We start from the raw sequence: 23,242 nt of genomic DNA, 5'->3' as shown, positions 1-23,242 counted from the left end.
CCACATTTCACACGATGACGTTTTTTTAAAAAAGTGCCTTTATTAGTGAATTTTCAAGATTTTTAAAAGTATTTTCTACCTATTTTATGTTTAATTAGACCGTACCAGTGGAAAAACACAAAAGATTTCCACCTTTTTTCCCCAGTTATCCACATTAAAGCAGTGTTTTACACAGACTTTTCCACATGTTTACATTAAAAAAGCTGCCCTCAAAATTTGAGGTCAACTTTATCCTAACATTAATTTTTGCCAATAAATAGTTTGAAAAAATATTATTTTAGATGTAATTTATGAGCTAACCAAACTGCTCGTGAACCTAAAATCGTTTCACCAACGTGCGTTTTCAAAACGGCAATGCCATAAATGATTGCACCAATTAGACCACTGATAAATAAAATCAATAATTGATACAACTTTGTATCTGGTGTAAATAAACCTAAAGTGTAAGTTATTGGTGTAACAATTGCAAACATAACCAAGCTCCAGAATAAAATGATAACAAATGTTTCGTTAAATGAAGCCCAATCAATACCATATAAGCTTGATAGGTGACGGATAGCAATGATCATTCCCACCATGAAAGCAATCGTTGTCGCAACCAGAGGACCCATCCCCTGCAACCAAATGGTTAATGGTACTTGTAAAATAATCTTAATCAGGAAAATAAATACCAACAATCTAACCGTATAACGTAAACGACCAAGGCCTTGATAAATCGCCAATACTACCATATAAAGACTCAAGAAAATGGCTGAGTAACTCGCAAACTGTAGGATTAAAGTACCATTCGTTAAGTCAGACGTACGATAAAACAAAATATATAATGGTCGTGCTGTTGCGACCATTCCTAACACGGCTGGTACCATGACAAATGATAGTAACTTCAATGCAAATTGAATTTGATTACCGATATTCACGCGATCACCAATTTCACGTGCTCGTGCTAGCATTGGCAATGCTGTCTCTGCCATCCCAACTGCTAATGAAATGACTAACATCACTAGTTTATTGGAATTAAATGCAAACTGAGCATACATTGCTTGCATTGCTTCATGAGAAACACTTGTAAATGCTCGAATAATCTTAAAGAAAGTATATTGGTCAAACACTTGAACTAATGAAATTGCCGAACCAGCAAAAATGACCGGAATAGACTGTCGAGCCATTCTTAATAAAATTGCTCGACCATCAAAATGACGTATTTGCACTGAATGCTTCGTCCGTTCGGCAAAGAAGCGATGTCGCGCGACAATACCTAATATTAAGACAAAAATACCTGCTAAGGCACCCCAAAATGCAGCGAATGTTGATTGGACTGTTGCATCAACCCAGTCACCATGGTGCCCGATCATAATCCAATAGGTCATGGCTAACATATACGCCACACGCACTAATTGCTCAATAAATTGCGACCAAGCAGAAAGACCCATAAACTCAAATCCTTGTACGTAGCCACGTAACATGGATAGCGTTGGAATAATCACAACAGCTGCTGACAACGCATGAATGACACGAACAACATTTGGATCACCTTGTGATAGTAACCCTGCTGATAAGAATAATACACCACCAGCAACCAAGCCCAATAAGGCACCTAAGTTTAAAGCTTGTCGGAAAATATGTTTGACAGCCATAAATTGGTTAGACGCACTGTATTCAGCAACTAAACGTGCTAATACATTCGGCAACCCAGCCGTTGCAATCAATAATGCCACACTATAGATCTGATATCCTTGTGAAAACAGAGAATTCGCAAAATTATAGTAAACATTACCAATCATGGCGATCCATGGAATGATATACAAAGCACCCAACAAACGTGATGCTAAACTACCAATCGTCATCCAAGCAGAGCCTCGTAACATACGTGACTTCGCAGCTTTATCAGTGTCCGCTAATTGGGTTGAATCTTCTGCTGTCGCTGATTCTTCTGATTCAAACACTGGTACTGACTTGGTAACCGTCTTTTCAACTTCTGCAGTTGGCGTTGTTAAATGGCCAACTGTATCTGGTACTTCATGTACTTTAAACGTTGCGACGCCATTTGGTCTAACCTTTACCTCTGTCACCTTTTGATCCGTGGGAACTTCAGCTGATGATGCATCTTCTAGAGACAAAGCATCATCATGACGATCTTCAAAAATTTCATCAACTTTTTTACCATTTAGTAATTGGTTTAATTCATCAAAAGTAATATCACGCCGAAAAGGCGATGTTGATGCTTTATTTTTTGATTGGGGTGATTTCTCATCAGCCATGTTATTTCCCCTTCCTAATATTTCGATGACGCTACACAGACTCGAACTGTGATCTAAGACTTAGGAGGTCCTTGTTCTATCCTGTTGAACTATAGCGCCAATGACAACCCGATACACTATTATACACAAGAAAGCTCATTGTTTGTAGACATATTTCACCTTCTATTTACAAACAATGAGCTACTTTTTAATTAATCAAATTTGCCCATTGATTTAAAATAGGCTTAATTGCAAAGCTTTTGGCTCTTTCTAGTGACTTGGCTGCCAACATGTCTCGCATTTCAATGCTTTGCATGACTGGTTCTAATCGGTACCATAACGAATCCACATCTTGATGTGCTAATTCACCATATATACCACCTTCTAAAATTTCGATAGCACCTGTGTTATCAGTCGAAACGATTGGTAACCCAAACGACATTGCTTCCACTAGTACCAGCGGCAATCCTTCCCAGCGTGATGTTGCCAAAAAAATAGATGCTTGCCGATAATGTTCTGATAATGCCTCGTCCTTTAAACCACCACGATAAATAATTTTATCAGCTACACCATTAACCTTTATTAATCGTTCAAAGGCTGCCATATCCTTGGGTAACCCTTCACCAGCAATTGCCAGTTGCCAATCTGCTGGTAACTTTTTGGCCAAATGCAATAAAATATCAATACCCTTGTGTTGAATTGCAATGCGTCCGGTAAAAGCGATTACTTTTTTGGTCAAGTCAGCACTGCCATGAATCGGCATCGTTACCGGATTCCAAATCTTAATTGCCCGATCAGTCACCGTCTGAAATCCATTAAGATCTGATTCAGTGAGCGCAACAACTGCATCGGCCGCCTTAACACCAGTCACAAATTCAGGGCGCATCTCACGATAATATTGGTTAAAGTAGGTTTCAATATTATTATGCATCCAAGCAATCATTTTAACTTTTGGTGCCCGTTCTTTCAAATACGGAATAAAGCTTGTCAAAATACCCGCATTCAAAATTAAGACATCAATATCATTTTCTAAGATGACATCCGCCAAATCTGTCATTTGTTGTGCATATTTTTCTAATGGTTTTGCACCGTTTACTGGCATGACCGGATGCTTTGCAGGAATCAACTTACCAGCGAGATCGTAATAACTTGGGACATCTGATAATTGATAATAGGCAACATCGGCAAACGTAGTCATTGCATTTCCAACTACTGTTGCTGCACGTTTTAAACCACCCATGCTCAAATTTTCAACTGTCATTAATACTTTTTTCGTCATACCAACCGCCCCCTCAAACTTGACGTAAAAAATAACGATCATGTTAATAACATGATGTTATTTAGACACCCATTATATAATAAAAACCATCAATTTAACCATTTTTATTGGTTTATTGATGGGTTTTAAATCTTAATTTTTATACTACTTATACAACAAAGTTAACTAATTTACCAGGTACAACAATCACCTTCTTTGGTTCTGAACCGCCTAATTGCTTTTGCACATTATCATCTTGCTGTGCTACCGCAATAATTGTTTCACGTTCAGCATCAGCGGCAACTGTCACATGACCACGTAGCTTACCATTGACTTGTACAATCATTTCAACTTCATCAGCAACCAATGCTGCTTCATCATACGTTGGCCACTCAGCATAGGCAATTGATTCACCTGCATGCAAGAAACTCCACAATTCTTCAGTCAAATGTGGTGCAATTGGATTAAGCAACTTAATAAAGCCTTCAACATATTGGACAGCCAAACTATCTTGCTTATAAGCTTCATTAACAAAAATCATCATTTGAGAAATGGCCGTGTTAAAATGCAAATTCTCATAATCTTCAGTGACCTTCTTAACTGTTTCATTATAAATCTGATCCAACTGATGATCATTAATCTTCGTAATGTGATCGCGTAGCTTGTCATTATCATCAATAAACAAACGCCAAACACGATCTAACCAACGACGCGAACCAGCCAAGCCTTCTTCTGACCACGCAATTGATTGATCCAATGGTCCCATAAACATTTCGTACAAACGTAATGTATCAGCCCCATACTCTTCAACCACATCGTCGGGGTTAACAACATTACCCTTTGACTTAGACATTTTTTCGTGGTTTTCACCAAGAATCATGCCTTGATTGGCTAATCTTTGGAAAGGTTCTTTAGTATGTACAATACCAAGATCGTACAGTACTTTATGCCAGAAACGTGCGTATAACAGATGTAGCACTGCGTGTTCGGCACCACCGATATATAAGTCAACATTCTTCCAGTAAGCCTCTGCCTCTGGTGACACAATTTCATGATCATTGTGTGGATCCATATAACGTAAGTAATACCATGATGAACCAGCCCATTGAGGCATTGTGTTTGTTTCACGCTTACCTTTGCGCCCATTCTCATCAACGACATTTACCCAGTCATCAACATTAACCAATGGTGATTCACCAGTACCAGAAGGCATAATATTATCGACTTCTGGCAAACGAAGTGGTAATTCTGACTCAGGAACAAGTGTTTGTTCACCATCTTCCCAATGAATCACTGGAATTGGCTCACCCCAGTAACGTTGACGTGAGAAAATCCAATCCCGCAAACGATAATTGACTTTCTTATGACCAGCATGGTGCGCTTCAAGCCAATCAATTACTTTTGTGATCGCCTCTTCTTTATCTAAGCCATCTAAGAAACCAGAATTGATATGCTTACCATCACCCGTATAGGCTTCCTTGGTAACATCTCCACCTGCAATTACTGGGCGAATTGGCAAATTATATTTCTTAGCGAAATCATAGTCACGTGTATCATGAGCCGCCACAGCCATAATAGCTCCCGTACCATATGAGGCCAAAACATAATCACCAATCCAAATTGGTAATGCTTCCCCATTAACTGGATTAATTGCATAAGCACCAGTGAAGACACCAGCCTTATCTTTATTCAAATCCGTCCGTTCCAAATCTGACTTTGAAGCGATTTCTTGCTTAAATGCATCAACAGCTGCCTGTTGCTCAGCTGTGACGATTTGATCAACTAATTTATGTTCTGGTGCAAGAACAAGATAAGTAGCCCCAAACAATGTATCTGCACGTGTTGTGAAGACTTCGATCTCTGCATCAAAATCTTGTACTTTAAACGTTGCTGAAGCCCCAATCGAACGCCCAATCCAATGACGTTGTTGTTCTTTAATTGCATCTGGCCAATCTAAGTCATCCAAATCATCAAGCAAACGATCGGCATATGCTGTAATCTTCAACGCCCATTGGCGCATTGGCACACGATAAACTGGATAGCCACCACGTTCAGTTTTACCATCGATAATTTCTTCATTGGCTACCACTGTACCACCATTATAATCTGGTGCCCAGTTAACCATGATTTCATCTTCGTAAGCTAAGCCTTTTTTATATAATTGCTCAAAAATCCATTGTGTCCACTTATAATATTTTGGATCAGTTGTATTAACTTCACGTGACCAATCATATGATAAGCCAAGTGACTTCATTTGATGACGGAAAGTTTTGACATTTTTTGCGGTCACTGTCTTTGGATCTTCACCAGTTTTAATGGCGTATTCCTCAGTTGGCAAACCAAACGCATCAAACCCCATTGGATGTAAGACGTTGTAGCCTTGCATTCGCTTCATACGTGACACAATGTCTGTTGCCGTATATCCCTCTGGGTGCCCAACGTGCAGACCTTGACCAGATGGAAATGGAAACATGTCCATTGCAAAAAACTTTTCTTTGTCAGAAACATTTGGTGTTTTAAATGTCTGATGTTCATCCCAAAAATGTTGCCATTTTTTCTCTACTAATTTGTGTTGATATGCCATGATTGATAACCTCACTTTAATAATCTTACTTTATCAAAAAAAGTCCGAGCTTTCAATATTCATCAAGGATTAAGAGAACTAATTATTATCCATATTTTTGAAACATTTTGTGCTAAACTAATAAAATGAGAAAGAAATAAGAGGGAGGAATTCAAATGAGACACCTACGTAAATTTGATTATCTACAATTAATTGTTGCATTTATTGGTTTGATCATTTTTTTAACAATGGCTATTGGCTATGTGTATCATCTAAGTTACATTACTTGGTTAGATCAATTTGGATTCCGACACTTAAGAGAACCATTAACACCTGAAAGATCATGGTTTTTTCGTAATGTAACACGTGCTGGCAATACAAAATGGACCGCATTAGTGATGGTTGTTACGGCAATTATTGCACTGTTGATTCGCAAACTAGATGTGGCCGTATTCATGGTTGTTAATGTTGGCGTTTTTGGTTTAGGTATAATGTCGTTATTTAAGCATATTTTTCACCGTCCACGACCAGCCATTTATCATGTCATCGAACAATCTGGTTATTCATTTCCATCAGGTCATGCCCTAAACGCTGTTTTATTATACGGTTCACTTATCGTCTTAGTACATTACTATCTAAAATCTGAAGATAATCTCAGATATGCCTTTATGACACTTTTCGCCGGTTTAATCATCGCCATCCCTATTAGTCGCGTTTATTTAGGTGTACACTACTTATCGGATGTCCTCGCCGGTTTTGGTTTAGGGACCTTCTTATTAATTATGTCTAAAGAAATTATTTTTAAATATCGTACACGAGAGGTTTTCGAAAATGCGCTCAATCCAAAATCTAGTTCAAATATCATTGAATGAATATCTCAATCCTGGTGATCTCGCCATTGATGCGACGATACGACATGGTGATATTACCCGATTTTTAGCAAGTCGTGTCGGTGATCAAGGTAAAGTCATGTCTTTTTCAGATGTCAAGTCTGAAATTGACGATGTTGCCACATCACTTTTCTTGAGTGGTTTAAATGAACGTGTTGACTTAATTAGTAAACATTTTACAGCTATGTCACCCTATTTAGACCCTACGCAACCTGTTGGTGCTGCTATCTTTCAATTAAGCAGACAAACTAATTTGACCGATGTACAAACGATTGCAAAAACGATCCTGATGTTTTTGAAGCCTGATGGCCTATTGTGCCTTCTTGGTGAAAATCACGTCTCACTTGATTCTTTCAAAGATTACTTTGCAAAATTACCTGAAAATTCGTATAGCATTTCTTACTATCAAGATGTGCTGACTCAAGAAAGTGCTTTAGTGATTCAACGTCATTAAAAATGAGTGCGATAAAAGACGCCAATCTATCAAAATTGATAGATTGACGCCTTTTTTAGCTGGTCATAGCAACTTTTGTCTCATTCTCTTTTTTTAAGATAGCAATGATTTTGCTAAGTAGAAACATCCCAAGATACCAGCATCATCACCATGTTCAACATGCACAATATACTGATCTAGCTGACCAACTGGTAAATAATCAGCTAACTGTTCTGCAAATGACTTACGTACCATTGGCAATAAAATCTCACGATGTGGTACACCACCACCAAAAACAATTTTATCTGGCCGTAAAATCGTCGTATAAGTTACCAGTGCCTGAGCAAGATAATCAGCTTCAATTTCCCAAGCGAGATGGTCATCAGGCAATGACTTGGCTGACTCATGCCAACGTTCTTCAATAGCTGGTCCTGACGCTAATCCTTCCAAGCATCGATCACCATGAAATGGGCAGTGACCAGCATATTGGTCTTTAGGATGTTTACGCATCATAATATGCCCTGCTTCAGGATGTGAATTACCACTCAATAAATGACCATGTTGAATAATGCCTGCACCAATGCCGGTACCAACTGTTAAATAAACGACATTTTCAGCATCCTTAGCTGCCCCTGAAACATATTCTGACCAACCAGCACCGTTGACATCAGTTGTCCAATAATAAGGTATATCACGCCATGACTTCATTGCACCTAAAAAGTCATAACCTGACCAACCCCTCTTAGGTGTATCCAAAACGTAGCCATATGTTCGACTTTGTGGATTAATATCAATTGGTCCAAAAGCAGCTATCCCAATAGCAGCAATATCTGGAAACTGATCAAAAAAAGTAATCACTTGTTTGATTGTTGCCGGACCATCCAACGTTGGAAAACTCTCGCGGGCGATGACTGTATCTGGATCATTCACATCAGCTACCGCAACAACAAATTTTGTGCCACCTGCTTCAATTGCTCCTAAAAGTGTCATTTCATTTCTCCTATTTTATCAATTTATTTTTTAATATTTAATCGCATTTTTCTCTAATTCATATGTCGTTGCTTGAACATCTGAAAAATTTGTTTTATTTAACACAACATCTGGATGAATTTCACTATAATAACGTTCTGTAAACACTGTTTCACCATCATTAACAAAGAACTCTACCGAACTACGATCAATCAATAGTTGCAATGTCATCGTTACTGTTGGCTTCACATACCCAACACGTTGGTCAGGACGATCTGATCTTGCAATCGTTAGTTTATTTTCTTGATGATCATAGTGCAAAGCAAGGACAATGTCATTTGCCGCCATAAATTTCAATGTATAATCTTCATCTGTCTTTAATTGCAATTGGATTTCATGACTATCAGCACCCGATACAACAAGTTGTTCCGTGTCATTTGCTGTAAATGTGATGGCCTTTTCTGAGCCATTGATCCGTAACTGGTCAAGTTCAGCAACTGGATTCATATAAATATGATTGTCTTTAATCGTTAACTCTCTTGGAAAAGTTAATGCACCTGCCCAACCATCTGCCTGTTCTGGCATATCACTTTCCCACATCGCCATCCAACCAAACATCAACCGACGACCATCTGGTGCAAGCATTGTTTGACTAGCATAAAAATCATGACCATGATCTATCTCGACAAATTCATTTCTATCAAAATGAGCTGTATCTAAATCTAATTTACCAATCATATAACCTGTCTGATGTAAGTTTAGATATTTTTCATGATCTGGCTGAATGCCTTGTGGCGACATCAACAATATATCTTGCCCTGCAATTGAAAAAATATCAGGGCATTCCCACATGTAACCTTCTTTATCTGACGCACTAGCTTGCGCAATCGCACCTTCGTATGTCCAATTTAACAAGTCCTTTGATGCATATAACAACACACGTCCAACTTTTGTCGACTTCGTTTGCCCCCCTAAAATGACATAATATGTGTCTCCATGTTGCCAAACTTTTGGATCACGGAAATTTGCTGTATTGTCACTTGGTGGCATCGAAATCACTGGATTGTTTTCATACTTTTCAAAATGAATACCATCTTGGCTAATCGCAATATTTTGATCCTCATAGAAGTCATCGTCGTCACCGCTGTCACCAAAATGATGACCCGTATACATCAAATATAACTTATCATCTTTAACAATGGCACTACCTGAGAAAACACCATTTTTTGCAATTGGCTTGGTTGGGGTTAAAGCAATTGGTAGTGATTCCCAGTGAACCAGGTCCAAACTACGTGCATGTCCCCAATGCATTGGTCCCCATTCTGCACTATAGGGATGGTATTGATAAAAGATGTGATAATACCCTTTAAAATAAACAAAACCATTGGGATCATTGATCCAACCTGCTGGTGCTGTCACATGAAAATGTGGCCGATATCGCGGGTTTGTTACTTGTATAAATGTGTCATTCATGGTTAAAAATTCCTCTCTTACTTAAGCTGTTTTTCTTACTAGTGGTTCGCCATTAACATCTTGACTGTCTTTCTTAATGATAAAGAATGCATAGATACCTGCAATAATAACGATAATCGTAATAATGTGGAAAGTCATCGCATAACCTGAGTTATCACGCAACATACCCAGAGGTGTTGAAAGGAACACCTGACCTAATTGTGCGGCAACTTGGAATCCAATCATATACAGTGTTGCTGATAATTTTGTGTCAAAATGAAGTGTGAAATATCTCAAAATTGACAAGGTAAAGAGCGGTGTTTCAAATGAATGCAACATTTTAACACAAGAAATAGCGACTGGATTATCAATAAATCCACATAATCCGATTCTTATGGCCATAATTGTGATTCCTAATAATAATGTATTACGAACACCGATCTTATTCATAATAATTGGCACAACACCCATCATAATTGCTTCAACAAAAACTTGGATCGAGTTTAAGTTACCATACATTTGTTGTCCCTGTGCAACTGATCCAAATAGTCCAGCGTAAAAGCTTGGGAACATTTGCTGATCAAAGACAGTATAGAAAGTCCATGTGAAAAAGATGAGAACAATAACACTCCAAAGATCACGCATCTTCAGCAAAGACAACATTTCTTTCACGCTTGGCACTGATTTTTCAGTTTCTTGGGCACTGCGCGCTCTTTCCTGTCGTTCAGCTTTGGGTACCCAAAGGCAAACATTAAGCAGTAGCAAAATACCAAAAATTGATCCAACCCAGAAATTCAAGTCAGGGTTAATAACAAATAAATGACCAGCCAATAGCGCCACAACAGCGTAACCAAACGAACCCCATGCACGTGCTTGACCATATTCAAATTTGAAAATGCGACTAAAACGTTCAACTAATGCTTCATAAATACCGGTTGTTGCCAAAAATCCAGCTGAAAGGAAGATTGAGCCAATCACCAAACCAACAGTAAAATTGCTGTGCAACATTGGTTCATAAGCGTAAATAAAGAATGGCCCTACTAACGCTGCACAAATACCACTAAATATTAACAAATGTCTTTTGATACCCAACTTATCTTGTAAAGTACCATAGAAGAACATCAGTATTAATGTCACTAACGAGTTAGCTGAATAAATGGTACCAACAGTACTACCATTCAAATTCAAACCACTTTTAGAAGTTAACCAAAGTTGGAAAAATGACCACCAAATTCCCCACGACGCGAAGTACAAAAACATAGTAACTGAACTCTGAAGATAGGATTCATTTTTAAAAGATTTCATATATTTTGACACAAGACAACCCCCTAACATATAGATAAACTGTGCCATTCAGTAAAAATAAGATGTAATCGCTTTCACATGGTGTATTATAAACTCACTTTTTCATATATGTCAACCGGTTGATATAAGTAAAAATAAAAAAAGACCAGTCACCTGGTTTTTTTAATTGACTATCTGATACCCGTTTCCCCATCCCATAAGGTTACTGGTAAGATATATTCTGTTTTCGTTTCATCCCCCGCAATACGCTTTAACAAAACATCCACCGCCGTTTTTGCCATTTTCTCAATAGGTTGTACAACTGTTGTTAACTCTGGCATCATATTTCGCATCAATTCAGTCCCATCATAGCCAACAACAAGTAGATCTTCTGGTATTTTTCGCCCACGTTCCTTTGCAATCGTTATAATAATCCTAGCATCCACATCATTTGAGACAAACAACGCTTCAACATCTGGATACATATCAAACAACCGTTGATAGCATTGGCGTTTTTCATCAAATGACAATCTAAAGTCAATTGTAAAGGTATGCGGCTCTAATCCATGTGCCGTCATCACAGCTTCATAGGCAACTCGTCGTCGATTTGCTGGCGTTTCTAACGATGTGGGACCATTTGTATGAATAATACGTGTTACGCCAGAATTAATTAACCGTTCTGTTGCCAGAACACCCCCACTGTAATTATCAGATTCAACAATTGGAATATCACTATTCATGACGCGATCAATTGCTACGACTGGTAAATGACTATATTTATATTCTGCAATCCCTTGGTTATGTGTTCCCACAATTAAACCGTCAACCTGACCAGCCAACAATTGATTTAAATAATCGATTTCTTTATTCACATCTTGCATCGAATTACCAATAATAACTTTAAAATGGCGTTGGTATAATTCATACTCCAAATAATCAACCAATTCACCAAAAAAGGGATTGGCAACAGTCGGAAAAATTAGCCCAATCAATCCTGTTTTTTGCTTAAATAACTGTCTTGCTGCTGCGTTAGGTTGATAATTCAATGTTTCCATTGCATCATGGACTTTTTTCAACGTTTTTTCACTTAAATAACCCCGATTATTCAGCACACGTGATGCCGTTGTTTTCGATACACCAGCTAATTTTGCAACATCTTCTAATTTTGGTTTCATATCTGATAACCATGCATCCCCTTCAAAATTTATTCTGACTCACTTTCCTACCATTCTCCCTGATATATTTCCCCACTATAATCATTGTATCAAAGCTGTTGATGATTCGCTTTTATTAACTTGCTTTAAAATAATATTTATAAAAAAAACGTTAAAAGTATAAGAAAAAACTACCAATCTAAACTTGTCAGATTAGTAGCTCCTAAATTCATCTAAAAACGCTATTGCTTATTGATTATTAGGTTCAAACACTGTCACAACCTCGACATGTGCTGTTTGTGGAAATTGATCTAATGGTTGTACATCGCCTTTAATATGGAACCCCTTATCAATCAAATATTTTGCATCGCGTGCCATTGTTGCCGGATTGCAAGACACATAAACAAAACGATTTGGTTGCATTGTTGTCACGGCATCTAACAATTCATTCGTTAACCCACGGCGGGGTGGATCAACAAAAACAACATCGGCATGTAATCCTGCTTTTTGCCACCGACGCATTTGTTCAGGTGCATCCGCTGTCACAAAAGTTGCATTTGTCACATGATTGTTTTCAACATTTTTCTGTGCATCAATAACTGCTCGCTCAATAACTTCTACACCAAGAACTTGCTTAACCTTGTTGGCTACTGTTAATCCAATTGTTCCGATTCCTGAATAAGCATCAATGACAACGTCGGTCGATTGTAGTTCAGCTTTTTCAGCAGCCAAAGCATATAACACTTCTGTTGTCTGTGGATTCACTTGATAAAATGAATTTGGTCCAATTTCAAACGTGATACCTAACAACGTATCATGAATTGCATCTGTTCCCCATAATGTGCGATTATCACCTGACATCAATAAATGTTGCGCTCGTGGATTATAATTTAATACAACACTACAAATACCCGGTACAACTGCTGCTATTTCTGCTGCAATCGCAGCTTCATCTTTAATCGTTGCTGTTTGTGAAACCAACACGACCATCAACTCGTGGCTGTAATAGCCACGACGTACCATAATATAACGCATTTCACCTTGTTGTGTTGCGTCATCAAACACAGAAATTTGATGGTTATTCAATATATCGCGCACAGTGCCAATTGTCTGATCAATAATCGGATCATTCACATAATAATCGTGTAATGGCAAAATTTCACCTGGTGTTCGGCGTTTAATAAAGCCTGTTACCAATCGATTACCCACGCGTTTGATTGGCACAACTGTCTTATTACGGTAATGTTTGGGATTCGCCATACCAATCGTTGGTGCAATTGTTGCATCAATTCCCGCTGACTCATAAAATTTTCTAACTTGATTTTGTTTTAAACGCAATTGCGCTTCATAACGTAGATTAATGTAAGGTGCTATCCCAACATCTAGTAAATAATCCTTACCAATTTCAACGCGATCTGGCGATGGTTTCACTACCTTAATTACCTCACCACGAGCAAATTTTCTATTAACCTGTGTAATTTCAAATTGCACTATTTCATCTGGAAAAGCATTCGCCATATGAATCGGATAGTCACCTAACATGACAACTCCGAATCCATTATAAAGGACTTCTACTACTTGCCCTGTCAGTTTTTGCCCTAATCGAACAGGCATGATTGTATGACTCATATCTTCTCTCTCATTATCTTTAGCATTACTGTCTTTTATTATACTAGTTTCTTATCAGCAGGCAATTAATCTCAGTCAGTAGTTTTCTGATCATCTCAATTAATCAATTGAACAACCAATCAAACGGCAGAGTTGTTGAATCATCCAGATCATGCTTGGTAAGGCGACACTCATACCAATTAACCATTTAAAAAACCGCATATCTGCCACAATTGTCTTTAAACCGACTTTTACCTCCGTCATATCTAATTTTAATTCCTGAACATTTTGCTTTAATTCAGTCACATCTTGTTTTAAATAGCGAACATCAATTTGTAACTCAGTCACACTACTTTTCAAAACTTGCACATCACTTTTTAATTCAGTAATTTCATGATTATAATGTTTACTATCATGCTTTAGAGCAGCAACATCATGTTGTAAATGTTTAAAGTCATCATCTTTAAAAGCCATAAAATCATCTATAGTCAGTACTTCTAAATCTGCTGCCATCTGAATATCCTCGTTCCTATTAGTGACCATTATTTTATCAAAACTAACTGGTGACGATCAGCGAAGTTTTAACCAAACTAAAAATGTTCCGTTAACGTTAACCAGCTGCCAACATCAACGGAACACACCTATTTACTCAAAAATTGTTTCATCACGTTCAACAAACCACATTAAACCAATAAAGATAACAATAGCCACTGCCATCACGGTATTCTGTAAAAACCAATGATCTAATTTCGCATACAGTACACCGTATGCCCATGGACCACCGGCAGCAATGAGATACCCACCCGTTTGTGCCATTCCTGACAATGCCGAACTTTCCAATGGATTACGTGTCCTAATGGCGTAAGAAGTTACCATATAGACGAATACCGCCGTTCCACCAATACCGATAAAACTAGTGACAACAAACCACCAAATCAAACCAGCATGACGGTTATACATCATCAAAATAGCAATCAACCAAAGCATCGTTGCCCCAGTCATAAATCGTAAGCGTTGTTGATAACCAGCTCGTTCTAAAAAATTGGGAACCAATATTGAGGCTGGTATACCAATCAACGACATGACACCAATTACCCAGCCAGATTGCGTTGCTGATAGACCTGTTTGTTGGGCAACGGTTGGTACCCAAGCAATACATGTATAAAAGACGGCTGATTGAATACCTGCCATCACTAACATTGCCCAGGCATATTTATTTTGCCAAGGATGTACTGACTCTTCTGCTTGCGTCACATGTTTTGCACTTTGTTTATTCGTTCGGTCAACATTAACCCGCATATGTAGCAACCAAGTGATCACAACTAACAGAACGATGACAGAAAGAAATAGAATTAGTGTCTGCCAACTATATGTTTTCGTAATGGGCACAGCAATAATTTGAAAAATTGCTGTCATCAAAGTCATTGTTGTGCTATACAATGATGTATATGTACCAATTTTATTCGGTGTAAATTTTACCAGTGTTGCTGGTAGCAATACATTAATAAAAGCAATCCCTACCCCGACTAAAATTGTTCCAATAAATAGCATTGGTGCGCTTAAAATACGCAAAAACGAACCGATAAATACCAAGCATAAGGCTACCAACAACGTCTTTTCAATACCAAATCGTCTCGTAAAATAACTCGTGGTTGGTGAAATAATTGCAAATGTTAATAATGGTAAAGTCGTTAATATACCTAGTTGACTGACTGGTAGTCCGAATGTATGCGCCACATTACTAATCACAACTGGAATTGTCGTGAAAGTTGCTCGCATAACAACACCCAGCAAAATAATACTTAATGTAAATAACCACTTCTTTTTCATATAGTGCCTCCATTGTCATTTTTAATCACTCATATTAATATAGAAAATTTACTAAAAATATACAAGTACCAACATGATTGATAAATAACAAAACAGACCTAAGCAGTTAATCCTCCTGCCTAGGTCTGTTTAGATTTGGCACTTTACCTAATTAAGCATTGTGCTTTGCTGCAAAGTCAGCAAATTGACCAGCAACGCCTGCCAAAAATTCTTTCGTACCTTCATTTGTAATCTTACCATTTTCATCAGAAATATCAGCTGTGTTACCAATATATAATTCTGGTTGGTGCATAATAGCCATATCCAAGAAATCTAATGAGTTACGCAAAACGTGATGAGCAGCAACACCTGAAATACCTGAAATTGATTGTGATGCAGGCAAAACTGGCTTACCAGCCCAAACGCTTTGTCCCCAAGGACGTGAAGCAACATCCAAGGCATTCTTCAATGCGGCAGGCACACTACGATTGTGCTCTGGCGTTACCATGATAAATGCATCTTGTGCTTTAACAGCTTCACGGAATTCTGTATATTCAGCAGGTGAAGCTTCATCATAATCTTGGTTATACAATGGCAACTTTGCAATGTCCAAATAAGTCACTTCAGCATCTGCTGGCAAACCAGCAACCAATGCCTCAGCAACACCCAATGAGTATGAGTTCTTACGAAGTGATCCAACAATGATACCGTATTTCATGTTTAATTCTCCTTAAATTTGTTTATTATGTACAACAATTCATGTCGTTGGTACTAGTTTAACTTACTTTTACAAAGTTGTAAACACTTATTTTTAATAAGCTTAATGAACATAAAAAAGACCAAAGCTAACTCAAAGCCTTAGTCTCTCTTACATCATTGTTTGATTTAATTAATCTTCCTTTGTTAAGTCAATCAAGATTTTCGCTTGTGACTTATCTGATGATAGACGATCAAATCCCTTCTCAACAACATCATCCAGTCCAATAATATCGGTGATAACTGGCTCAACATTAATTTGACCTGAACTAACAAGGTCAACCGTTTGTTGGAATGTCTCACGTGAGTAAGCAATCGTTGAGGTCAACTTAACACCCGCATTCATCAACTGCATTGGATCAAATGAAATTGGATGAGCAAAGATTGAGACAATAACTGCTGTACCACGTGCCTTAGTGACCGCAATCGCTTGTTCAAAGGTTGGTTGTACACCGGCAACTTCGAATGATACATCAGCACCACCACCCAAAATATCACGGACAGCGGCAACAGCATCATCAACCTCACCAGGATTAACAACATCAGTTGCGCCCATTGTCAATGCTTTTTCCAAACGAACAGCTGACAAATCAACAGCAACAATCTTCGTTGCACCAGCAGCCTTAGCAGCTGCGGCAACTAACACACCGATTGGTCCAGCACCAAAAATGGCAACTTTTTCACCAAACTTCAAGCCACCTTCTTTAACGGCTTGTACAGCAACTGCTGTTGGTTCGATCGTTGCTGCTAACTTTAGTGAAAAGTCAGCTGGTAATGCATATAAGTTACTCTCTGGTACATTAACATGCGCAGCAAAACCACCATCACAACTTAAACCAATGAAGCTATAACCACCATAAACATCAATATCATCTGGCAATTCACCATGCGTAACCGTTGGATTTACAGAAACATGGTCACCAACTTTATAACGCTTAACATCCTTACCAACAGATTCGATCACTCCTGAGAACTCGTGACCCATTGTCAATGGTGCCTCACCACCAGTCAATTCATCAACTTTATCAACCGGGATAAAGACTGGTCCTTCTAAGTATTCGTGCAAGTCACTACCACAGATTCCTGCATAAGCCACGCGAATGACAACTTCATCATCCTTTGCAGGCTTTAAATCAACATCTTCAACACGAATGTCCTTTACACCATGCCATACTGCTGCCTTCATGTTAATACCCCCAATAACATATAAATGTTTAAAATAAATACTATCATCATCAATTCGCAAAAAAACATCTTGTGAATACCTACATTTTATCCCCTAATTTTACGGGTGACAACTCATACGAACCCCCTGAGACGGAACAATATAAATCCCGTTTTCAGGAAAGCCTAATGTAGCAACCACGAAAGTGATTATTTTAACAAGCAAACGTTTACACAATAGAAAATTATTTTTAAATTAATGTATTGGGTTGTTCTTAAAATCACATTTAAGCCATTAAACTGTTGTTTTTAATGCCTCTAATACATCATCAGTCATTTTATCTGGTGTCGTAATTGGGGCATAACGATGAAGCAATTGTCCATCACGCCCAATTAAAAATTTCGTATAGTTCCATTTGATCGACCCATTACCAGATTTATCTTTTAAATACGTAAATAATGCATCTTCATTTTTTCCATTGACCATTACTCGTTTGGTCATTGGAAAAGTCACCCCATAATGTACTTGGCAATAATCATTGGTTTCTTCATCTGTTGCCAGTTCTTGCTTAAACTGATTTGAAGGTAAGCCCAGCACAACCAATCCTTCATCTTGGTGCTCTTGATACAATTTTTCCAAACCTTCAAGTTGGGGCGCTAATCCACATTTACTAGCAGTGTTCACAATAATGATGACTTTGCCCGCAAAATCTTTCAAATCGATTGTTGCTCCGTTCATTTCCGTCTCTGTAAAATCATAAACTGTTGTCATTATTTTCCCTCTTTTCAAAATTAAACCGTTTTTAAAAGACATCTTGCCTACATAAACTAAAGTCTATACGTCATAGTAAACCACTATTACTCATTTTTTGCTAATCATACGCAACATTTTGTTTTTGAATCATACCGTAATAGACACCTTGTTTTGCCATTAGTTCATCGTTTGTACCACGCTCAATAATTTTTCCTTGATGCAATACTAATATCATATCAGCATGTTGAATCGTTGATAATCGGTGAGCAATGGCAATCGTTGTTCGTCCAGCCTGCATTTTGGTCAAACTACGTTGAATCAATTGTTCTGTCTCAGTATCGATGTTCGCAGTTGCTTCGTCCAAAATTAAAATTTTAGGATTCATAGCAATTGTTCGTGCAAAGGCAATGAGTTGTTTTTCACCCGTCGAATAACTCGCACCTCGTTCAATCACTTTTGTCTGATATTGGTCGGGTAATTTATTAATGAAACTATCTGCATTAACAAATTCTGCTGCCGCAACAATTTGATCATCTGTGATGTTTTCATTATATAATCGAATATTAGAATTAATCGTGCCATAAAACATAAATGGTTCTTGCAAAACTAGCCCCATCTTCTTACGTAATTCGCTCATCGAATAGTCACGAATATCACGACCATCCAACAAAATTTCCCCTGATCCAAATTCATAAAAACGCATCAGTAAGTTAATAATTGAAGTTTTACCACTACCTGTTTGACCAACTAATGCGACTGTTTGTCCCGGTTCCGCAGTAAATGACACATCTTTTAAAATCGGATGTTGACCATCATATGCAAAAGTGACGTGTCGAAATTCAATTTTCCCTTGTAATAATTGCGCATCAGCATCTGTATGCTGTTGGGGAACGAGTGTTTGATCATCCATGATGCGTAATACACGGGCACCTGCCACAATTCCATCTTGAAAATCACTAAAATATTCCATCACTTGTGTTAACGGATTATAAAAATTCTCAAGATACGTGACAAATGCATATACAACACCTGCCGCGACAAAGGCATGAAGTCCTTGTACACCAAACATGCCTAACACAACCACTGTCCCTAGTGCGTAGAATAAATTAATCACCGGACCTAGTAGTAACGCATTGACTCGTATCATAGCACGACGAGTATCTAAATACTCGTGATTAACGTCTTGAAATTCGCTGTCGACACGCCGTTCTTGTCTAAACTCTTGAATAACACCAATCCCATTGATTGACTCCGCTAATTTATTATTTAATGCACTTAATTTTTCACGCATACGACGATAAACTCGGGAACTGTATTTCTGATAATACCAAATAATCAACGCCAAAATTGGCCAAAAAATCATTAACCATAATGCAATTGTTTTATCAGTGGTGTACATTGCAATAAATGCTGTTACCATCGCAAATCCAGCGATGATCAAACTACTAAACAATTGCCAAAAATTCTGAAAAGCCATTGTATCATTAGTCAAACGCGAGAGGATTGAACCACTAGGTACTTGATCAAAGTAACGCATCCCCAACTGATGAAGTTTTTTAAATAAAATGCGCCGTGTATCCTCCAACATGTACTCTGATCCCATACTATATAAGTACGTTTGTGCAAATTGCGTAATGGCTTTAATGATCATGCCAAATAAATATAAGCCTGCAAAAAACCAAATGATCACAACTGTTGCATTTTCTTTGGCAAGATAGTGATCTAAGTAAATTTGAATAATTTTAGGTAGTAAAATATTCACAACACTAACGATCGCTGCAAAAAAAATTGACCAATAAAAGTACCATTTAAATGGTTTTGCAAAACGGAATAATCGTTTAATAATACGTAACTGCTGTTTAAAGGGAATGCTGTGTGCCCAAATAGACTCTGTTTTTTTTGCCACTTTACACCTCTCCTTCTACAGCTAATGCCTGTAAATCAAATGTTTGCGCATACCAACCATCTTGTGCTAACAACTGTTCGTGTGAACCACGTTCGATAATTCGGCCGTTTTGTAATACAAGTATTTCATCAGCATTCATGACAGAACTTAATCGATGAGAAGCAATAATCGTTGTTTTGTCTGCGCGTTCACGCCGTAAGGTTTGCAGTATCGCGGTCTCGGTTTCCGCATCAACTGCAGATAAAGCATCATCTAAAATCAATAATTCTGGATTAATCAATAAGGCGCGTGCAATCGCTAATCGTTGTCGTTGACCACCTGACAATGAAATACCTTCTTCACCAACTTGTGTATCGTAACCGTCCGGCATCAAAGCAATTTGTTCTGCTAAATCACTTTTTAAGGCTGCCTTTTCAACTTCATCTTGCGTTGCCTGAGGTCGTGCAAAACGAATATTCTCACGTATTGTATTTGAGAAAAGAAATGTTTCTTGTGGTACATAACCAATCGCTGGCATATAAGCATCTAACTGATATTGCCTAATATCAGTCTGATTGAATTTAATGACACCTTGATAATGATCAAATTCACGTAATAACAATCGAATAATCGTACTCTTACCAGAACCAACTGAACCAACCAGCCCTAATGTGCCACCGGCATCAATATGAAAATCAATATCGGTCAGTGCCGGAGCGCTCGCTTGTGGAAATGTAAAATTCGTTACTTGATAATCAATACTCCCTTTGGGTTCTTGCGTAATCGCATCTTTGGGTTCTTGAATACTACTTTGTTCTGCCAAAATAGTTGCTATCCGATCATAACTAGCATTTCCTCGTTCCAAGGTGTTAAATAACATGCCTAACGCAAACATCGGCCAAACTAACATTGATAAATATGACACAAACGATACCAAAGAACCAATTGTAATTATTTGGGCATTAACCAAATGACCACCATAAACAATCGTCACAACATATGAAATTGCCATAATCATTGTCGTAATCGGGTCAAATAATGCATCTAATTTGTTTACCCGCCGATTAATGACAATGGTATCATCAATTTGCTGATTAAAGTCTGCTATATCTTCTGCTTCTTGCCCAAAACTTTTAATCACCTTTACGCCGCTAATACTTTCTTGTGCTTTGTTATTTAATCGTGAAAAAGCTGCTTGTGATTTTTTAAATGCAGCGTGCATTTTACTTCCCAGTACACGGGCCATGATTGCTAATAATGGTAACGGCAAAATAGCAATTAGCGTTAAACGCCAATCAACAACCACCATCATCGCAATTAACGTTGTACCTCCAGTAATAGCTGAATCAGCAAATTGTAAAATACCGCCACCAGCGACACGTTGGATTGCTGATAAATCATTTGTTGCATGCGCCATCAAATCACCCGTTCGATAACGTTGAAAAAATGACGTATCCATCTTCATATAATGCCAAAAAATACGATGACGTAATAATGATTCCAGTTTTGCTGCTTCACCCCAAATGGCATTACGCCAAATATAACGAGCGATGTACTGGACAACTGCAACAATTACCAGGCCACTCAAAAGCAATCCTAGATAACGTCCCGTTAACCGATCCATCCGAATTAAATCCACTAAATGACCAATAATCCAAGGTGGTAGTATGCCAAACAGTGCTGTCAATAACAGTCCTATGATACCCACAGTATAAATGCGCCATTCTTGTTTAAAATACCAACTTAGTTTTTTAAAAATACTCACACACTCACCACCTTCAAATCCAAATTAATAAGTCTCATTATATCCTCATTTATACTTTTTTAATACCTTCATGCTCATACCTTGATATAAGACAATTATTTTTTATTCGACAAAAAAGAGGGTATGACAAAAAACGTTTTGAAGCCGATTGTAACAATGATTAGGTGATTTTGGTTCGCAGTATAACGAAGAATCGGAAGCGCCTAATTGGGCTTCAGTCTTTTGGAACACGTTTAAAAGCGTTAATCTACCAGTCAAAATTGATAAATTAACGCCTTTTTCAGCTGATCATAACGACTGATGTCTCAGCCCCTCTGTTTTATTTTTATAGATGGTTTATCGTCAATGTTGTACCCATTGGATCAGTAACGATAATTTGTTGTTGATTTAATTGTTTTACTTGCGGCAAGGATTTAGCCCGTTGCATTAATTGTTCAAAATATTGTTGATCTACAAGTACGTCCCAACTCACTAAACCTGCCTCTGTGATATGTCGTAAATCACTGTTATGACTTTGCCATAAATTAACTGCATGATGATGGTGGTAATGATTATTTGAGTAAAAATGCGCACTTGAATCCATGTCAGTCACTAAATCCATCTGTAAAAATTTTAGGAAAAACTGATCTGCTGTTGCTAAATCACGCCCCATAAAATGTAAATGACCAATTTTCATTCCTGCAGGGAATCCTGTCCATGCATGTGTTTTTTTCGCCAAAAGTGCATCACCATCAACTTCATCCGTCCCCATTGTCACTTGGCCATCATGCCATTGCCAAGTCCGAAAATCACGGTCATGATATAATTCAATACCATTGCCTTCTAAATCATTAATATAAAGTGCTTCACTAACACCATGATCACCAGCACCCACCGGAATTTGTAAGGTTAACAACCGTTCTAATATTGAAGCCAATTCAGCCGCATTCGGAAACAGTAACGCCATATGATATAGACCCGTTTGTGCAACAGTTTGGGGTGTCCCTTGTAATAATGTCGTCAGGAATGGCGCTTCTCCTTGGCGAAATGCATAGTCAATGTGTTTTTCATCAGAATCCACATCAACTAGTCCGAGTACCTTTTCATAAAATACGCGTGTCCGTTGTTCGTCAACTACCCGTATCGTTAAATGTTCAATATCATATTTTTCTGTTTTCATATTTAACGTTCTCCTGCTCCTGTTTTTAATTAACTAAAAGTAAGTATATGTGTTTTTCAATGGCTCGTAAAGGTTTTAAACAGCAACCTAAAATAAAAAAAC

Annotated in this window: 18 protein-coding genes and 1 tRNA gene; 2 read left to right on the top strand and 17 right to left on the bottom strand. The window is 37.9% G+C overall.

Going from position 1 to position 23,242, the window contains the following annotated elements; translation table 11 throughout:
• Nucleotides 1-272: 272 nt before the first annotated feature.
• The 4 genes from AC3B5D_RS09965 to leuS form a co-directional block, all read right to left on the bottom strand.
• Nucleotides 273-2,258 carry a putative polysaccharide biosynthesis protein gene (locus AC3B5D_RS09965; RefSeq protein WP_489840190.1) on the bottom strand — a complete coding sequence of 662 codons (1,986 nt, stop codon included), beginning with the start codon at nucleotides 2,256-2,258 and terminating at the stop codon, nucleotides 273-275.
• Nucleotides 2,259-2,284: 26 nt separating this feature from the next.
• Nucleotides 2,285-2,357: transfer RNA gene (locus AC3B5D_RS09960), tRNA-Arg, on the bottom strand.
• Nucleotides 2,358-2,445: 88 nt separating this feature from the next.
• Nucleotides 2,446-3,516, bottom strand: coding sequence for a glycosyltransferase (locus AC3B5D_RS09955; protein WP_489840191.1), 1,071 nt, complete (start codon nucleotides 3,514-3,516; stop codon nucleotides 2,446-2,448).
• Nucleotides 3,517-3,664: 148 nt separating this feature from the next.
• Nucleotides 3,665-6,079, bottom strand: coding sequence for a leucine--tRNA ligase (gene leuS / locus AC3B5D_RS09950; RefSeq protein WP_489840192.1), 2,415 nt, complete (start codon nucleotides 6,077-6,079; stop codon nucleotides 3,665-3,667).
• Between the two features lie 155 nt (nucleotides 6,080-6,234).
• Here leuS and AC3B5D_RS09945 point away from each other — a divergent pair, with 155 nt between their 5' ends.
• The gene (locus AC3B5D_RS09945; RefSeq protein ID WP_489840193.1) at nucleotides 6,235-6,930 is read left to right on the top strand and encodes a phosphatase PAP2 family protein; all 696 of its coding nucleotides are present in this window, start codon (nucleotides 6,235-6,237) and stop codon (nucleotides 6,928-6,930) included.
• Nucleotides 6,890-7,402, top strand: coding sequence for an rRNA methyltransferase (locus AC3B5D_RS09940; protein WP_489840194.1), 513 nt, complete (start codon nucleotides 6,890-6,892; stop codon nucleotides 7,400-7,402). The genes AC3B5D_RS09945 and AC3B5D_RS09940 overlap by 41 nt, the downstream gene beginning before the upstream one ends.
• A 93-nt stretch (nucleotides 7,403-7,495) precedes the next feature.
• Here AC3B5D_RS09940 and AC3B5D_RS09935 read toward each other — a convergent pair whose 3' ends face one another.
• The 13 genes from AC3B5D_RS09935 to AC3B5D_RS09875 form a co-directional block, all read right to left on the bottom strand.
• Nucleotides 7,496-8,371 carry an ROK family protein gene (locus tag AC3B5D_RS09935; protein ID WP_489840195.1) on the bottom strand — a complete coding sequence of 292 codons (876 nt, stop codon included), beginning with the start codon at nucleotides 8,369-8,371 and terminating at the stop codon, nucleotides 7,496-7,498.
• A gap of 30 nt (nucleotides 8,372-8,401) precedes the next feature.
• The gene (locus tag AC3B5D_RS09930; protein WP_489840196.1) at nucleotides 8,402-9,823 is read right to left on the bottom strand and encodes a glycoside hydrolase family 32 protein; all 1,422 of its coding nucleotides are present in this window, start codon (nucleotides 9,821-9,823) and stop codon (nucleotides 8,402-8,404) included.
• Nucleotides 9,824-9,844: 21 nt separating this feature from the next.
• Nucleotides 9,845-11,137, bottom strand: coding sequence for an MFS transporter (locus AC3B5D_RS09925; RefSeq protein WP_489840197.1), 1,293 nt, complete (start codon nucleotides 11,135-11,137; stop codon nucleotides 9,845-9,847).
• Nucleotides 11,138-11,277: 140 nt separating this feature from the next.
• On the bottom strand, nucleotides 11,278-12,261 hold the full coding sequence (locus AC3B5D_RS09920; RefSeq protein ID WP_489840198.1) for a LacI family DNA-binding transcriptional regulator: 984 nt from the start codon (nucleotides 12,259-12,261) through the stop codon (nucleotides 11,278-11,280).
• Between the two features lie 228 nt (nucleotides 12,262-12,489).
• The gene (gene rlmD / locus AC3B5D_RS09915) at nucleotides 12,490-13,869 is read right to left on the bottom strand and encodes a 23S rRNA (uracil(1939)-C(5))-methyltransferase RlmD (RefSeq protein WP_489840199.1); all 1,380 of its coding nucleotides are present in this window, start codon (nucleotides 13,867-13,869) and stop codon (nucleotides 12,490-12,492) included.
• A gap of 99 nt (nucleotides 13,870-13,968) precedes the next feature.
• On the bottom strand, nucleotides 13,969-14,361 hold the full coding sequence (locus tag AC3B5D_RS09910; protein WP_489840200.1) for a hypothetical protein: 393 nt from the start codon (nucleotides 14,359-14,361) through the stop codon (nucleotides 13,969-13,971).
• A 132-nt stretch (nucleotides 14,362-14,493) separates the two neighbouring features.
• A complete protein-coding gene (locus AC3B5D_RS09905; protein WP_489840201.1) occupies nucleotides 14,494-15,678 on the bottom strand; it encodes an MFS transporter in 1,185 nt (394 codons plus the stop codon).
• 151 nt (nucleotides 15,679-15,829) lie between these two features.
• Nucleotides 15,830-16,375, bottom strand: coding sequence for an NADPH-dependent FMN reductase (locus tag AC3B5D_RS09900; protein ID WP_489840202.1), 546 nt, complete (start codon nucleotides 16,373-16,375; stop codon nucleotides 15,830-15,832).
• 171 nt (nucleotides 16,376-16,546) lie between these two features.
• Nucleotides 16,547-17,599: a 2,3-butanediol dehydrogenase gene (locus tag AC3B5D_RS09895; protein ID WP_489840203.1), complete on the bottom strand. Its 1,053-nt coding sequence runs from the start codon at nucleotides 17,597-17,599 to the stop codon at nucleotides 16,547-16,549.
• Nucleotides 17,600-17,872: 273 nt separating this feature from the next.
• The gene (locus AC3B5D_RS09890; RefSeq protein WP_489840204.1) at nucleotides 17,873-18,349 is read right to left on the bottom strand and encodes a glutathione peroxidase; all 477 of its coding nucleotides are present in this window, start codon (nucleotides 18,347-18,349) and stop codon (nucleotides 17,873-17,875) included.
• Nucleotides 18,350-18,449: 100 nt separating this feature from the next.
• The gene (locus AC3B5D_RS09885) at nucleotides 18,450-20,237 is read right to left on the bottom strand and encodes an ABC transporter ATP-binding protein (RefSeq protein WP_489840205.1); all 1,788 of its coding nucleotides are present in this window, start codon (nucleotides 20,235-20,237) and stop codon (nucleotides 18,450-18,452) included.
• Between the two features lies 1 nt (nucleotide 20,238).
• Nucleotides 20,239-21,981, bottom strand: coding sequence for an ABC transporter ATP-binding protein (locus tag AC3B5D_RS09880; RefSeq protein WP_489840206.1), 1,743 nt, complete (start codon nucleotides 21,979-21,981; stop codon nucleotides 20,239-20,241).
• A gap of 325 nt (nucleotides 21,982-22,306) precedes the next feature.
• Complete coding sequence (locus AC3B5D_RS09875; RefSeq protein ID WP_489840207.1) at nucleotides 22,307-23,140, bottom strand: VOC family protein; 834 nt, start codon at nucleotides 23,138-23,140, stop codon at nucleotides 22,307-22,309.
• Nucleotides 23,141-23,242 lie beyond the last annotated feature (102 nt).

Source organism: Weissella sp. ESL1177 (assembly GCF_058107185.1).
This window is presented reverse-complemented; position numbering and strand designations above follow the sequence as displayed.